This is a genomic window from Prochlorococcus sp. MIT2308 (genome assembly GCF_059772345.1).
In genome coordinates this window covers 726,807-739,839 of the sequence record NZ_CM186283.1, presented here as the reverse complement: position 1 = coordinate 739,839, position 13,033 = coordinate 726,807, and the positions used below count along the sequence as shown (strand labels likewise).

The window sequence follows — 13,033 nt, the reverse complement described above, 5'->3', positions numbered from 1 at the left end:
TTTAACAATCATAGTTAAAATTTCTATGAATGTGAGTTCTTGATTTTTTTCTTTTGCTTAACTACAAATCAAAGTTTTAATAATTATTGGTATTAATAAAAGATTTTTTAAATTTATAAAAACCAGATTTTGCAAATTTCCAATTGAGCAGATCTTTATCTCTATATATATAATTTATTTTGATTCCATTAAGTTTTGAGTAGTTATTTATTAAATCTAGATTATTTCCTACGCCAGGATAGACAACATCGATTGATTTTAAATCTTTTAGGATTAAATCAATATCATTTGAATTTGATATCTCTGAGTTTGGGATTAGTTTGTTAACTTTTTCAAGTAAAGTTTGTTTAAAGCAGAATACTTTATTACTTTGTCTTGAATGATCCTCTATTAAGTCATTTTGCAATATATAAACTTTTGCATAAGAGTTAAATAAGCTAGATCTTTTATTAATATTTAAATCGTTATCAAACATAACTAGATGGTTATTATTGGATATTTTTTTTATTGGTAGTTTATTTGATAGGTGCTCACTTCCATATATTGGTATTACTCTATTGGCGATTTTACTATAAACTTTAAACCTATATTTGGTGAATTTATTAATATTTTCTTTTGATGCTAAATAGGGTTTTTTGTTTGTGTGTAGCCCCGCTACCCATCTCCAACTAAGAGTATTTGATGCGGCATCGCCATCTAACAGATGTTTCATAAAAAACCTAGAACCTAATTCCCATGGTAGTTTTAATGTGAATATCCATACACTTGCAAACCACATTCTTGAGTGGTTATGCAAATAATTTGTGTCTCTAAGTTCTTCAACCCAGCTATCAAAAAAATCTATTCCTGTATTTCCATTTTGTGCGATCTTTAGAAGATTTGAATCGTATGATATACCGTACAAATTTCTGTACTTTATCCAAATTGAGTTGTAATTTTCTAGGTAACCTTTCCAATACAATCTCCATAAAATTTCATCACTAAATTTTCTTTTCTTGTCAACTGATTTTAATTTTTCAAGGATATCATATTCGTAAAGTATTCTATGAGATGTATATTTAGAAATTTGTGATACTTTAGAGTGGTTGCCAATTCCGTAATCATAATTCCTTAACTCATGATATCTATTAAGGTTATTTTTAATGAAGTAATCTAGACAACTATTAGCTTCTTTAAAAATATTCATTTTAAATATTATTTTTTATATTTGAAGTTCTTTCAAGGCTCGTATTGCCTCTTTTATATGGGCTGGCCCATTCAAAAGGTCTTCGTATATGTGAGTAATCATTCTTTTTTGATTTATTATGTAAGTTACCCTTCCTTGAATAAACCCAAGTGCTTTTGGAACACCAAATTTTTTCCTCAGACTATTGTTTATATCGCAGAGTAATGGGTATTGAAGATTATTTTTATTGGCAAAATCAAGATGACTAGTGCTGTTGCCATTGCTTATCCCCCAAACCTCTGCTCCTAGAATTTTGAAGAGGTCGTATTTGTCGCGGAATCCACAAGCTTCAATTGTACAACCAGGAGTGTCGTCTTTAGGATAGAAAAATAAAACTAATGGTTTTTTAATTTGTGCTGGTGACCTTATATTTCCATATTGATCTTTTAAAGAAAATGATGGAATTTTATCACCAACTTTCAGATTCACCTTAATAAAAAAGATAAAATTTTATTATAGGTATTTTTTTGTTTTCCGAGAGTTTCAGAATGGAGTAAGTACAAGACCTTTTTTTAAATAAGTCTTGATATGAAATTTTTTGCAATAGTTCTATGAAAGTTTTTTTTATTAATATCCATTTTTTCAAGATTTTTTAAAATCATTGAAAATCTAAATTGACTTTTAAAAACGTCTTTATAATCATCTATGAATGTCCAAAAAAGACCATCCCAGATTTCAGACCATTTACCTGGTTTATAATTAGACATTTTTCTTACGTAATTGGATCCGGATATATATGGTTTAGTAGTAAATAATCCCCCATTTGAAAATTGACTCATTCCATACACATTTGGGACCATAACCCAATCATATGCATCAACAAATAGCTCCATAAACCACTTATAAACTTGATTTGGATGGAATCTACACAAAAGCATAAAATTTCCAATTATCATTAATCTTTCAATGTGGTGAGCATAACCCGTTTCTAAAATATTATTTATTGAATCATCAATTGGCTTAATACCTGTTTGTCCGGTGTAGAAACATGATGGTATTGATTTATCCTCAAAGCCCCAGAAGTTTCCATTTCTAAGTTCTAAACTATTACGCTTGTAGATTATTAACATAAACTCTCTCCATCCAATAATTTGTCTGATAAAACCTTCGTATGAGTTGAGCTCTATTTCATTTGATCTAAAATAATCATTGGCTTTATTAATTATTTGTTTAGGCGTAAGTAATCCAGTATTTAACAATGGAGAGAGGACACTATGCCAAAGAACTCTGTGCTCTGAACTAATTGCATCTTCATAGTCTCCAAATAGATTAAATCTTTCAAGCAAGAATATATCAAGCCACTCTTCGGCATCTTTATGCGTAACTGGGTAATTGTAGTTTTTAGTATTACCAAAATAGTCTTTATAATTCTTAGAAACATCATTTTTTCCTTTCTCTATAAATTTATTTGTTGTTACAGTAGGTACTTTTGGTACTTTAATTGCTCTTGGTAATTTTTTCCTATTATGTTTATCAAAACTCCAATCTCCCCCGGTAGGAGAACCATCTTTTTCGATTAAAAGTTTCAGGCTTGTTCTTTGCTTTTTATAAAATGTTTGCATGCCGTAAATTCTTTTTTGATTTATTAATTCATCTACCAGGCTCTCATTAGTTAAAAACATACTATTTTTTCTAATTTCTATTATGATTTTATTATTTATAGAGAAATCTTTTATTCTTTTATTTAGTGACCAATCAAATATTTCATACGTGATGAAATAATTAAAGCCTTTTCTAACTAGATAATTAAGGTTATCTTCAGTTCTAATATATCTTTTGTGATTTATTCTTATTACTCTAAAACCTTTATCCTCAAGATATTCTTGATAAGCTAGAATTGCGGCTTTTTGAAATATAATTTTCTGTTTATGAAACTTTTGTTTCCACTCTGAATCGCAACCAAAAAATAAAGTATCTTCTATCAGAGCAATATTTCTTATCTCAGAAAATTGATTTTCTATTTTGAATAATTGATTTGGAAAAATTAAAAATATTTTTTTCACTTTTCAAACTAGGTATAATTTATGAAAAACATTAACTAGATTCTTTGTTAAACGTGAATTTATAAGTACGTCTTACTTTATTTTTTCTTCGTCTGCATCTTTCAGAACAATAAACAACATTGTCCCAATCGTTGGACCATTTTTTTCTCCACTCGAAATCCTTTTTACACTTTGGACAAGTTTTCGTCAGTTTTATTTTCACTTTTGATTAGGTGATTTGAATTTTGTCTTGAACTCAGGGAATCCATGTTTTAATTTTCTTCCTGATACTCTTTTCCTCCAGTTGTTGAATGAAGATCTTTTTAAATTGGATCTCATTAGTTGAATTACATCTTTTTCTTTTAAATTGAATTGAAGGTTAATTGCTTCGAAAGGTGTTCTATCTTCCCAAGCCATTTCAATAATTCTTTCAAGATCAATTTGATCGATATGATTGTCTATGGTGTTTTATGTTAAGTGCTAGTACGATAATAAATTTTGCTAATCACTGTTTGGGGGTTATTTGGTCTGCCTTTTGAAAGTATTGGTTTTTCATTTTGTTTTGGATGTATAAAATGATTTGTAAGTTTCCCACGCTCTTAGATGTTTTTTGTTATGACTTGTTTGTTGTAGGGAATTGAAGTCGAAGTTCTTTCTCTATCAGCACAGGAAGAGTGCTTGCATTCTTCCTGTTAAACATAAGAGATGTTTAACAGTTAAGAAAAGCTTATCTAATACTTAAGGCCAGCATATTTATCTTTATGCTTCTTTAAATTGCTCGAACATTGTATTTTTTTTGATTGTTAAGATATTCTTATCGATTTGTATAAAATGATGTTTGATTATTAATCAATAGCCATTTATCTTCGTTTTTAATAGTTAAAAAGACTGGCAACTTGTAGTGTGGAAAATATATTTTCCCCCCTGAACTGATATGCAGACCTATGGAAACCCAGATGTCACCTACGGGTGGTGGGCTGGCAATTCAAGGGTTACTAACCGTGCTGGAAAGTTTATTGCAGCCCATGCTGGACATACTGGCTTGATTTCTTTTGCTGCTGGAGCTAGCACTCTCTGGGAATTAGCTCGGTTTGATCCCTCTATCTCCATGGGGCATCAAAGTTCCATCTTTCTTGCTCATCTTGCTTCTATTGGAATTGGATTTGATGATGCGGGTGTTTGGACTGGTGCAAATGTTGCTTCAGTAGCGATAGTCCACATTATTGCTTCGCTTGTTTATGCAGGAGGGGCTCTGTCCCACTCTCTTCTTTTTGATGGTGATTTAGCCGATGGACCAGGACCTACTACTCAGAAATTTAAGCTTGAATGGGACAATCCTGACAATTTGACATTCATTCTTGGTCACCATCTCATTTTCTTTGGTGTTGCTTGTATTGCTTTTGTGGAATGGGCCAGGATTCACGGGATATATGATCCTGCTATTGGAGCTGTTCGGCAAGTCGAGTACAATCTTAATTTGACTAATATCTGGAATCATCAGTTTGATTTCTTAGCCATTGATAATCTTGAAGATGTACTTGGCGGGCATGCATTCTTAGCATTCGTTGAGATTACAGGTGGAGCATTTCATATCGCTACTAAGCAAGTAGGCGAGTACACCGAATTCAAAGGTAAGAACATTCTTTCCGCCGAAGCTGTACTCTCTTTCTCTTTGGCCGGTATTGGTTGGATGGCGGTTGTTGCAGCTTTCTGGTGCGCAACAAATACAACTGTTTATCCAGAAGCTTGGTATGGAGAGCCATTGGCTTTGAAATTTGGTATTTCTCCCTATTGGATTGATACTGTTGATGTAAGTGATAGCACTGCGTTTGCAGGTCATACCACACGAGCTGCATTATCTAATGTCCATTATTATTTTGGGTTCTTCTTTCTACAAGGTCATTTATGGCATGCAATCCGTGCATTAGGTTTTGATTTTAGGAGAGTTACAAATGCTGTTGCTAGTTTAGATACTGCAAAAGTTACTCTCAATGGCTAACTGATTCAATTTTTGGATACTTCACAAAAAGCCTCGTAATTTATTGCGGGGCTTTTTTATTGTTTAACAAAATTGATTGTTATCTGGCAAGGATTCTAAAATTCGACCTGAGACTGGTTTCGTAAAGAGAATCAATCATTAATCCCAGCCCTTATTGTTGATTAAATTTGTGTATTAAATAAAGACCTTTTACGATTTCAAGCAAATTTATTGCACTAAATGTAAGGTAGGACGAATTTCGACTTCAATTTCCTCAATTATGCAGTCCTACGGAAATCCAGACATCACTTACGGGTGGTGGGTTGGTAATTCTGTCGTAACAAATAAGTCAAGCCGATTTATTGGCTCGCATGTTGCTCATACAGGATTGATTTGTTTCGCAGCTGGTGCTAACACCCTTTGGGAGCTGGCTAGATACAACCCCGATATTCCAATGGGACACCAAGGAATGGTGAGTATCCCACATCTTGCTTCCATTGGTATTGGTTTTGATCCAACAGGAACAGTATTTGATGGCACATCAATTGCTTTTATTGGCGTATTCCATCTGATTTGCTCAATGGTTTATGCGGGTGCAGGACTATTGCACTCTTTGATTTTTAGCGAAGACACCCAAAATAGTTCAGGTTTGTTTGCTGATGATCGTCCTGAGCATCGTCAGGCAGCAAGATACAAGCTTGAATGGGATAATCCAGATAATCAGACTTTTATTCTTGGTCACCATTTGATTTTCTTTGGTGTCGCATGTATATGGTTTGTAGAGTGGGCTCGGATTCATGGTATTTACGATCCTGCAATAGGAGCTGTTCGACAAGTTGAGTACAACCTTAACTTGACCAACATTTGGAACCATCAGTTTGATTTCTTGTCTATCGACAGTCTTGAGGATGTTATGGGTGGTCATGCATTCTTAGCATTCGTTGAGATTACAGGTGGAGCATTTCATATCGCTACTAAGCAAGTAGGCGAGTACACCGAATTCAAAGGAAAGAACATTCTCTCTGCTGAAGCAGTTCTTTCTTGGTCTCTTGCTGGTATTGGTTGGATGGCAATTATTGCAGCTTTCTGGTGCGCAACAAATACAACTGTTTATCCAGAGGCTTGGTATGGAGAAACATTGGCTCTTAAATTTGGTATTTCTCCCTATTGGATTGATACTGCTGATATGAGTGGAGTTGTTAGTGGCCATACTTCAAGAGCTTGGCTTACCAATGTTCATTACTACCTGGGCTTTTTCTTCATTCAAGGTCACCTTTGGCATGCAATACGTGCTTTAGGCTTTGATTTTAAGAAGGTTACTGATTCAATTAGTAATCTTGATAACGCTAGGGTTACTCTTTCTGATTGATTATTGGTGTTAAATTCCAATAAAAAAGCCTCGTCATAAGACGAGGCTTTTTTTTTATGAAAAAATTAGTATTTAATTTTCTTTAGTTTTTGTAGTTTTCAGGCTTTGCCCAAGGATCAATTCTTTTGGAGTCATCAGAATAATAAAAGAATTGAGATGCTCCAAAAACTGCTCCTAATCCACATAGAGCAGCTGCTACATTAAAACCACCTGATGGTTTGATTAAACCAATATCTGATGGGTGTGGAAGCTGAGTGGCGAAATCGAGAAGATGAGAAAAATCAATCATTGATTAAAAAAAATGTTTTTATTGATAACCCAGGTGGCCACTATGCCAAACCCGTGTGTGTGGATATTACATTAATTTGAGAACTAAGAGAGATATGCAAAACTTTCTTAGTCATTTAAAACCCTTTAGGTTGTGATTTCCTCTTAGGAGGTTGATCATCATCGATTATTGCTTTGGGCCTGTATTTTTTTTTAAATAGATAAAAAACCACTGCTAAAAGACAAATTCCCAGTAGAGAAAACCAAATTATTGTTGCGATATATGGAAGTCCATGAAGGTCTTGCAATTCAAGTTGTAAAGCAGATTTCATTTTTTGATATTTAAATTTTTCTTGAGTATTTCCATGAAAACCTAGTTTAGTTGGGGTTTAAGCCAATTTGAAGAAAAAAAACTTTACTACTTCTTTATACGCCTTATAACTATTGGTAGTTTTTGAATTCAGCTACCTGTAAGGTGTGATCACCGTATTACGCCAAAAATCTTAAATCATGCAGACCTACGGAAACCCGGATGTCACCTATGGTTGGTGGGCTGGAAATGCTGGGGTTACAAACAAATCTGGTAAATTCATTGCTGCTCACATTGCTCATACTGGGCTAATAGCCTTTGCAGCAGGTGGTAGCACCCTTTGGGAACTAGCAAGATACAATCCTGAGATCCCAATGGGCCATCAGAGTTCTATTTTTCTTGCTCATTTAGCTTCCATTGGTATCGGCTTTGATGAGGCCGGTGCTTGGACAGGTGCAGGAGTCGCTTCTATCGCCATCGTGCATTTGATTCTTTCCATGGTTTATGGAGCCGGTGGACTATTGCACTCAGTGCTATTCGTTGGCGATATGCAAGATTCAGAGGTCCCTCAAGCTAGAAAGTTCAAACTTGAGTGGGACAACCCTGATAATCAGACTTTTATACTTGGACATCATTTACTTTTCTTTGGTGTTGCATGTATCTGGTTCGTTGAATGGGCCAGAATTCACGGAATTTATGATCCTGCAATAGGAGCTGTTCGACAAGTCGAGTACAACCTTAACTTGACCAATATTTGGAACCATCAGTTTGATTTCTTGGCTATTGATAGTCTTGAGGATGTTCTTGGTGGTCATGCATTCTTGGCTTTCTTGGAAATCACAGGTGGAGCTTTCCATATTGCTACTAAACAAGTAGGCGAATACACCAAGTTCAAAGGTGCCGGTCTCCTATCTGCTGAAGCAATTCTCTCCTTCTCATGCGCAGGACTTGGATGGATGGCTGTTGTTGCAGCTTTCTGGTGCGCTCAAAACACAACTGTTTATCCAGAGGCTTGGTATGGAGAAGCTTTAATCTTGAAGTTTGGTATTGCTCCTTATTGGATAGATAGTGTTGATCTTTCAGGAGGTCCTGCTTTCTTTGGTCATACCACCAGAGCAGCTTTAGCAAATGTTCATTATTACTTTGGATTTTTCTTCCTTCAAGGTCATTTGTGGCATGCTTTAAGAGCCATGGGATTTGATTTCAAGAAAGTTCTAAAAGAACCTCTTCCAGCTCAGCTTTATTGATTTTCTAACAAATTTGATTAAAAAAAAGAGAGGATTTAATCCTCTCTTTTTTTTGTTTTTTATTTTTGGATGAAATTTAATTTTTCCTTTGCTTTCAAAAATTCTTTCTCATAGTTGATTTGATAAAGATTAATAGACTCGACCTATTCAATATCTAAAAAAAAGAGTTTCAAACATAACGACCTTTAACTATTCTGCACATATCAATTCAACAGAGTGTAATCTGCACGCATATTTCCCTGATTCGCTTAGAAATTATGCAGAGCTATGGAAATCCAGACGTTACTTACGAGTGGTGGGCTGGTAATTCTGTGGTCACCAGTCGCTCCGGTCGATTCATAGCCTCCCACATAGGGCATACAGGCTTGATCGCATTCGCGGCCGGAGGAAGTACCCTTTGGGAACTTGCTCGCTACAACCCAGAGATCCCTATGGGTCATCAAAGTTCCTTGTTCTTAGGGCATCTTGCTGCCTTTGGCGTTGGTTTTGATGAGGCTGGTGCTTGGACTGGTGTAGGTGTGGCAGCCGTAGCCATTGTTCACTTGGTTTTATCAATGGTTTATGGAGGGGGTGCTTTATTGCACGCAGTTTATTTTGAGGCTGACGTTGCAGATAGCGAGGTTCCAAGAGCTAGAAAGTTTAAATTGGAATGGGATAATCCAGATAATCAGACGTTTATTCTGGGCCACCATTTATTCTTCTTTGGAATGGCTTGCATAGCATTTGTTGAATGGGCAAGAATCCATGGTATATACGATCCAGCTATTGGAGCAGTAAGACAGGTTAATTACAATCTTGATTTGACAATGATATGGAATCGTCAATTTGATTTCATAGGAATCGATAGTCTTGAAGATGTAATGGGTGGTCATGCTTTCCTTGCTTTTGCTGAATTAACTGGAGCAACTATTCACATGGTTGCTGGATCAACTCAATGGGAAAATAAGAGACTAGGTGAATGGAGTAAGTACAAAGGAGCTGAATTGCTTTCTGCTGAAGCAGTTCTTTCTTGGTCTCTTGCTGGTATTGGTTGGATGGCAATTGTTGCAGCGTTCTGGGCTGCAACAAATACAACTGTTTATCCTGTTGAGTGGTTTGGAGAGCCTTTGAAGTTACAGTTCTCAGTTGCACCTTATTGGATCGATACAGCTGATAGTACCGATATAACAGCTTTCTATGGTCATACAACAAGAGCAGCTTTAGTTAATGTTCATTATTACTTTGGATTTTTCTTCTTACAAGGACATTTCTGGCATGCTTTGCGTGCTTTAGGATTCGACTTTAAGAAAGTTTCTGAGGCAATAGGTAACAGTCAAGGAGCAACTGTTAGAGTTGAAGGCGCAGGCTTTAACGGAAGAGCACCAAGATAAAATTCAACTTACAATAAAAAAATACCTCCCTTTGGGAGGTATTTTTTTTGTTTTTCATATGTAAAAAGTGGTTTTTTTGTAAAAAAAGAGAGATACCTATAAAGACCTCTAACTATTCTGGTAAAAACAATTCCAATAAGTGTATGGTAGCCAAAATTTCGACTTTAATTCCTTAATTATGCAGACCTACGGAAATCCAGACGTCACCTATGGGTGGTGGGTTGGTAATTCTGTGGTGACCAATCGCGCAGGTCGATTCATAGGGTCACATATAGGCCACACAGGTCTTATTTGCTTCGCAGCAGGCGGAAGCACACTTTGGGAGCTTGCCCGGTATAACCCAGAAATACCAATGGGTCATCAAAGTTCCATATTCCTTGCTCATTTAGCTTCTCTTGGAATTGGCTTTGATGAGGCTGGTGTCTGGACCGGAGCGGGTGTAGCAACAATTGCTATTTTCCATTTGATATTTTCAGCTGTATATGGAACGGCTGGATTAGCTCATTCACTCTTATTTGATCCCGACTTGAAAGATGGTCCAATCCCTACCACCAAGAAATTCAAACTAGAGTGGGATAATCCTGATAATTTGACATTTATTCTTGGTCATCATTTGATTTTCTTTGGGGTTGCAAATATTTGGTTCGTTGAGTGGGCTAGATGGCATGGAATTTATGATCCAGCCATAGGTGAAATCAGAACAATCTTCCCTGGATATGGGGATTTTGGAATGGTTTACGGGCATCAGTTCGACTTCCTAACCATTGACAGTCTTGAAGAGGTAATGAGTGGACATGCATTCTTGGCATTTGTTCAAATAAGTGGTGGTGCTTGGCACATAGCTACAAAACAGCTTGGAGAATATACCGAATTCAAAGGTAAAGGATTGCTTTCAGCAGAAGCAGTTCTCTCATGGTCTCTTGCTGGTATTGGTTGGATGGCAATTGTTGCTGCATTCTGGTGTGCACAAAACACAACTGTTTATCCAATAGATTGGTACGGAGAGCCTCTGGCTTTGAAGTTTGGTATTTCTCCTTATTGGGTAGATACAGGAGATGTATCAGATAGCACTGCTTTTTTAGGTCATACAACTAGAGCTGCTTTGTCAAACGTTCACTATTACTTTGGATTTTTCTTTATTCAAGGTCATATATGGCATGCTCTCAGGGCTATGGGATTTGACTTCCGTCGTGTTGTTGGATCAGTAGCTTCTCTCGCAACGACTGAGAGTTAGTTAATTCAAGCTCAAATTTCCCCCAAAAAGGCCTCATCAAATTTGATGAGGCCTTTTTTTTTAACAATATCTAATTTAAAATTACTCCCTTTTTATCTCAATATTTTCGTCATCAATTGAATCTTCAGAGGAGCTCTCTGATTCGGTGGTTGGGGTGATTTCCTGTTCAGCGGTCACCTCTGGCTGATCAGACACCTCTGGCTGAGCAGGCACCTCTGGTTCAGCGGTCACCTCTTGCTCAGCGGTCACCTCTGGCTGATCAGACACCTCTGGCTGAGCAGGCACCTCTGGTTCAGCGGTCACCTCTGGCTCAGCGGTCACCTCTGGCTGAGCAGGCACCTCTGGTTCAGCGGTCACCTCTGGCTGATCAGACACCTCTGGCTGAGCAGGCACCTCTGGTTCAGCGGTCACCTCTGGCTCAGCGGTCACCTCTGGCTGAGCAGGCACCTCTGGTTCAGCGGTCACCTCGGTTTGAGACTTGTTTACTTCTTCTTTCAGTTGAGTTGGTTCTTGATCTAATCTTTCCATAATTAGCTCTTTAATTATCAAAAAAAGCTTTTTCAAATTTGAAAAGAGTTCTTTGAAATTTTCATATATGTCTTTAAGAATGCTTTTAATCTCTTGAGATTTCTGTCCTTTATTGAAAAAAAGTAAGGCTGAAACTACTAATACTGAGATTAATATGAAAATAAATAGGGTAAGCATTTTTTTTATCAGTTAGATATCATTAAGATCCCTCTTTCTTCGTATGCTATCAAGTGTTTATTTACATTGAACAACGAAAATACTCTTTCCTTGCTTAATTCAATCACTTGTGAGTAATTAAATTTTATGAATACAGTCAAACTTACTATTTTTTTTGATGGTGGCTGCCCCTTATGTAAAAGAGAGGTAGATTTCATGCAATCAAGAAATCAAAAAGGAGTTTTGGAATTTATTGATATTAATAGTTCGGATTTTTCGTATCGTTTTAATAATAGAATTACTTATAAACAAGCTATGGAAAGAATCCATGCCTTGAAAAGTGATGGTTCGATTATTAAAAATATTAAGGTTTTCCAAGAGGCTTATGATTTGATTGGCTTGGGTTGGATTTATGCCCCAACAAAAATCCCTTTTTTTGACAAAATTTTTGAGTTTATTTACGGATTATGGGCTAAACACAGATTGAGAATCACTTTCAGGCCTTCTATCGAAAAGCTCTGTGAAGAAAGAGGTTGTGATATATATTGATTATTTATAGAACTAATTTTCTTGATACTACATAGATACAGATTATGAACTAAAGATAATAGACTTATTATCCAAAAGTTGTACCATTGAATCCCCAATTTGAGGCTTTTACGTCTGTAAATTCAATGTAAATCCTGCTAGTGCTTATATTTGTTTTAGATGCAATTAACTCGCACAAAGACTTGCTCATTGATGAGGGACTAAGTGAGCCAATTGATTTAACTTTAATAAAACAGCATGGTTCATCGGATCCAGCAAAAGTCATCTTCATATCTTTTTGAATCATTGTCATTACGTAATTTTCAGGTTTTCCAGTAAGTTCAGCAACCATTTTTGAAATATCATTTTGGAGCAAAGCATCATCATCTAAAACACTTTTGGAGGAGGTGTTGACTTGAATGAATGGCATGCGTTAATAACTCTTTGAAAGATACTAATACTGAAAAGGGAGATTGATTTTTTTTTAACTTAGAAAAACCCTTACATCTGTCATTAAAATTCTGAGTAAAAAGATTTTTGAAATCTTAAAAAATTAGAAAGATCTTGTTAATTCTCCTGTTGGAGCCTCAATAATTTTGTTTTTCTAGTAAATTAGCTCAGTCTATTATGGAAAAATGAATCAGAATTTTCAGGCAATATTGCAAGAAACTTCAAAAAATATCTCCTCGAATGACCAGACTTTTTTGCTCGGTGGGGCTCTAGTACTTTTTAATTTGCTTGTAATGTTATTCGTAGGGTTTTATTGGATGAACCCTGAAATGCATGAATTCATCTCTGGAACTCCTCTTTTGTAAATTCACAGATTTAATATTTCCAAA

General features: G+C 35.9%; 16 protein-coding genes. 7 read left to right on the top strand and 9 right to left on the bottom strand.

Translation table 11 applies throughout. The features are described from left to right. Window positions 1-76: 76 nt before the first annotated feature. From AC6EIW_RS04565 to AC6EIW_RS04545, 5 genes are all read right to left on the bottom strand, one after another. On the bottom strand, window positions 77-1,186 hold the full coding sequence (locus AC6EIW_RS04565) for an FAD-binding domain-containing protein (RefSeq protein ID WP_498521392.1): 1,110 nt from the start codon (window positions 1,184-1,186) through the stop codon (window positions 77-79). A 15-nt stretch (window positions 1,187-1,201) separates the two neighbouring features. Then, window positions 1,202-1,648, bottom strand: coding sequence for a peroxiredoxin (locus AC6EIW_RS04560; RefSeq protein WP_498521615.1), 447 nt, complete (start codon window positions 1,646-1,648; stop codon window positions 1,202-1,204). An 89-nt stretch (window positions 1,649-1,737) separates the two neighbouring features. Then, window positions 1,738-3,228, bottom strand: a complete 1,491-nt coding sequence (locus tag AC6EIW_RS04555; protein WP_498521391.1) for a cryptochrome/photolyase family protein — start codon at window positions 3,226-3,228, stop codon at window positions 1,738-1,740. A 31-nt stretch (window positions 3,229-3,259) separates the two neighbouring features. Beyond that, window positions 3,260-3,430, bottom strand: a complete 171-nt coding sequence (locus AC6EIW_RS04550) for a DUF2256 domain-containing protein (RefSeq protein ID WP_498521390.1) — start codon at window positions 3,428-3,430, stop codon at window positions 3,260-3,262. Further along, window positions 3,427-3,657 carry a TIGR03643 family protein gene (locus AC6EIW_RS04545; RefSeq protein WP_498521614.1) on the bottom strand — a complete coding sequence of 77 codons (231 nt, stop codon included), beginning with the start codon at window positions 3,655-3,657 and terminating at the stop codon, window positions 3,427-3,429. The genes AC6EIW_RS04550 and AC6EIW_RS04545 overlap by 4 nt, the downstream gene beginning before the upstream one ends. A gap of 484 nt (window positions 3,658-4,141) precedes the next feature. On the opposite strand from AC6EIW_RS04545, the gene AC6EIW_RS04540 reads away from it, so the two are divergent. Together AC6EIW_RS04540 and AC6EIW_RS04535 are read left to right on the top strand one after the other, a co-directional pair. Further along, entirely contained in the window at window positions 4,142-5,206 is a 1,065-nt protein-coding gene (locus AC6EIW_RS04540) for a chlorophyll a/b binding light-harvesting protein (RefSeq protein ID WP_498521389.1), read from the top strand. Window positions 5,207-5,465: 259 nt separating this feature from the next. Then, entirely contained in the window at window positions 5,466-6,554 is a 1,089-nt protein-coding gene (locus AC6EIW_RS04535) for a chlorophyll a/b binding light-harvesting protein (RefSeq protein ID WP_498521388.1), read from the top strand. Between the two features lie 82 nt (window positions 6,555-6,636). Here the strand turns inward: AC6EIW_RS04535 and AC6EIW_RS04530 are convergent, their stop codons facing one another. Further along, window positions 6,637-6,843 carry a hypothetical protein gene (locus AC6EIW_RS04530; protein ID WP_413678269.1) on the bottom strand — a complete coding sequence of 69 codons (207 nt, stop codon included), beginning with the start codon at window positions 6,841-6,843 and terminating at the stop codon, window positions 6,637-6,639. Window positions 6,844-6,958: 115 nt separating this feature from the next. Then, window positions 6,959-7,153, bottom strand: coding sequence for an LPXTG cell wall anchor domain-containing protein (locus AC6EIW_RS04525; protein ID WP_498521387.1), 195 nt, complete (start codon window positions 7,151-7,153; stop codon window positions 6,959-6,961). Between the two features lie 178 nt (window positions 7,154-7,331). Here AC6EIW_RS04525 and AC6EIW_RS04520 point away from each other — a divergent pair, with 178 nt between their 5' ends. From AC6EIW_RS04520 to AC6EIW_RS04510, 3 genes are all read left to right on the top strand, one after another. Continuing rightward, entirely contained in the window at window positions 7,332-8,378 is a 1,047-nt protein-coding gene (locus AC6EIW_RS04520; RefSeq protein ID WP_498521386.1) for a chlorophyll a/b binding light-harvesting protein, read from the top strand. Window positions 8,379-8,635: 257 nt separating this feature from the next. Further along, window positions 8,636-9,748, top strand: coding sequence for a chlorophyll a/b binding light-harvesting protein (locus AC6EIW_RS04515; protein ID WP_498521385.1), 1,113 nt, complete (start codon window positions 8,636-8,638; stop codon window positions 9,746-9,748). A gap of 178 nt (window positions 9,749-9,926) precedes the next feature. Further along, window positions 9,927-10,982 (top strand): chlorophyll a/b binding light-harvesting protein, encoded by a 1,056-nt coding sequence (locus AC6EIW_RS04510; protein ID WP_269610935.1) that lies wholly within the window; start codon window positions 9,927-9,929, stop codon window positions 10,980-10,982. 81 nt (window positions 10,983-11,063) lie between these two features. On the opposite strand, the gene AC6EIW_RS04505 is transcribed toward AC6EIW_RS04510, so the two are convergent. Then, window positions 11,064-11,510 carry a hypothetical protein gene (locus tag AC6EIW_RS04505; RefSeq protein WP_498521384.1) on the bottom strand — a complete coding sequence of 149 codons (447 nt, stop codon included), beginning with the start codon at window positions 11,508-11,510 and terminating at the stop codon, window positions 11,064-11,066. A 303-nt stretch (window positions 11,511-11,813) separates the two neighbouring features. On the opposite strand from AC6EIW_RS04505, the gene AC6EIW_RS04500 reads away from it, so the two are divergent. Beyond that, window positions 11,814-12,215: a thiol-disulfide oxidoreductase DCC family protein gene (locus AC6EIW_RS04500; protein WP_498521383.1), complete on the top strand. Its 402-nt coding sequence runs from the start codon at window positions 11,814-11,816 to the stop codon at window positions 12,213-12,215. Window positions 12,216-12,282: 67 nt separating this feature from the next. Here the strand turns inward: AC6EIW_RS04500 and AC6EIW_RS04495 are convergent, their stop codons facing one another. Beyond that, window positions 12,283-12,624 (bottom strand): phenylpyruvate tautomerase MIF-related protein, encoded by a 342-nt coding sequence (locus tag AC6EIW_RS04495; protein WP_498521382.1) that lies wholly within the window; start codon window positions 12,622-12,624, stop codon window positions 12,283-12,285. A 205-nt stretch (window positions 12,625-12,829) separates the two neighbouring features. On the opposite strand from AC6EIW_RS04495, the gene AC6EIW_RS04490 reads away from it, so the two are divergent. Next, a complete protein-coding gene (locus AC6EIW_RS04490; protein WP_498521381.1) occupies window positions 12,830-13,009 on the top strand; it encodes a hypothetical protein in 180 nt (59 codons plus the stop codon). The last annotated feature ends 24 nt before the right edge of the window (window positions 13,010-13,033 follow it).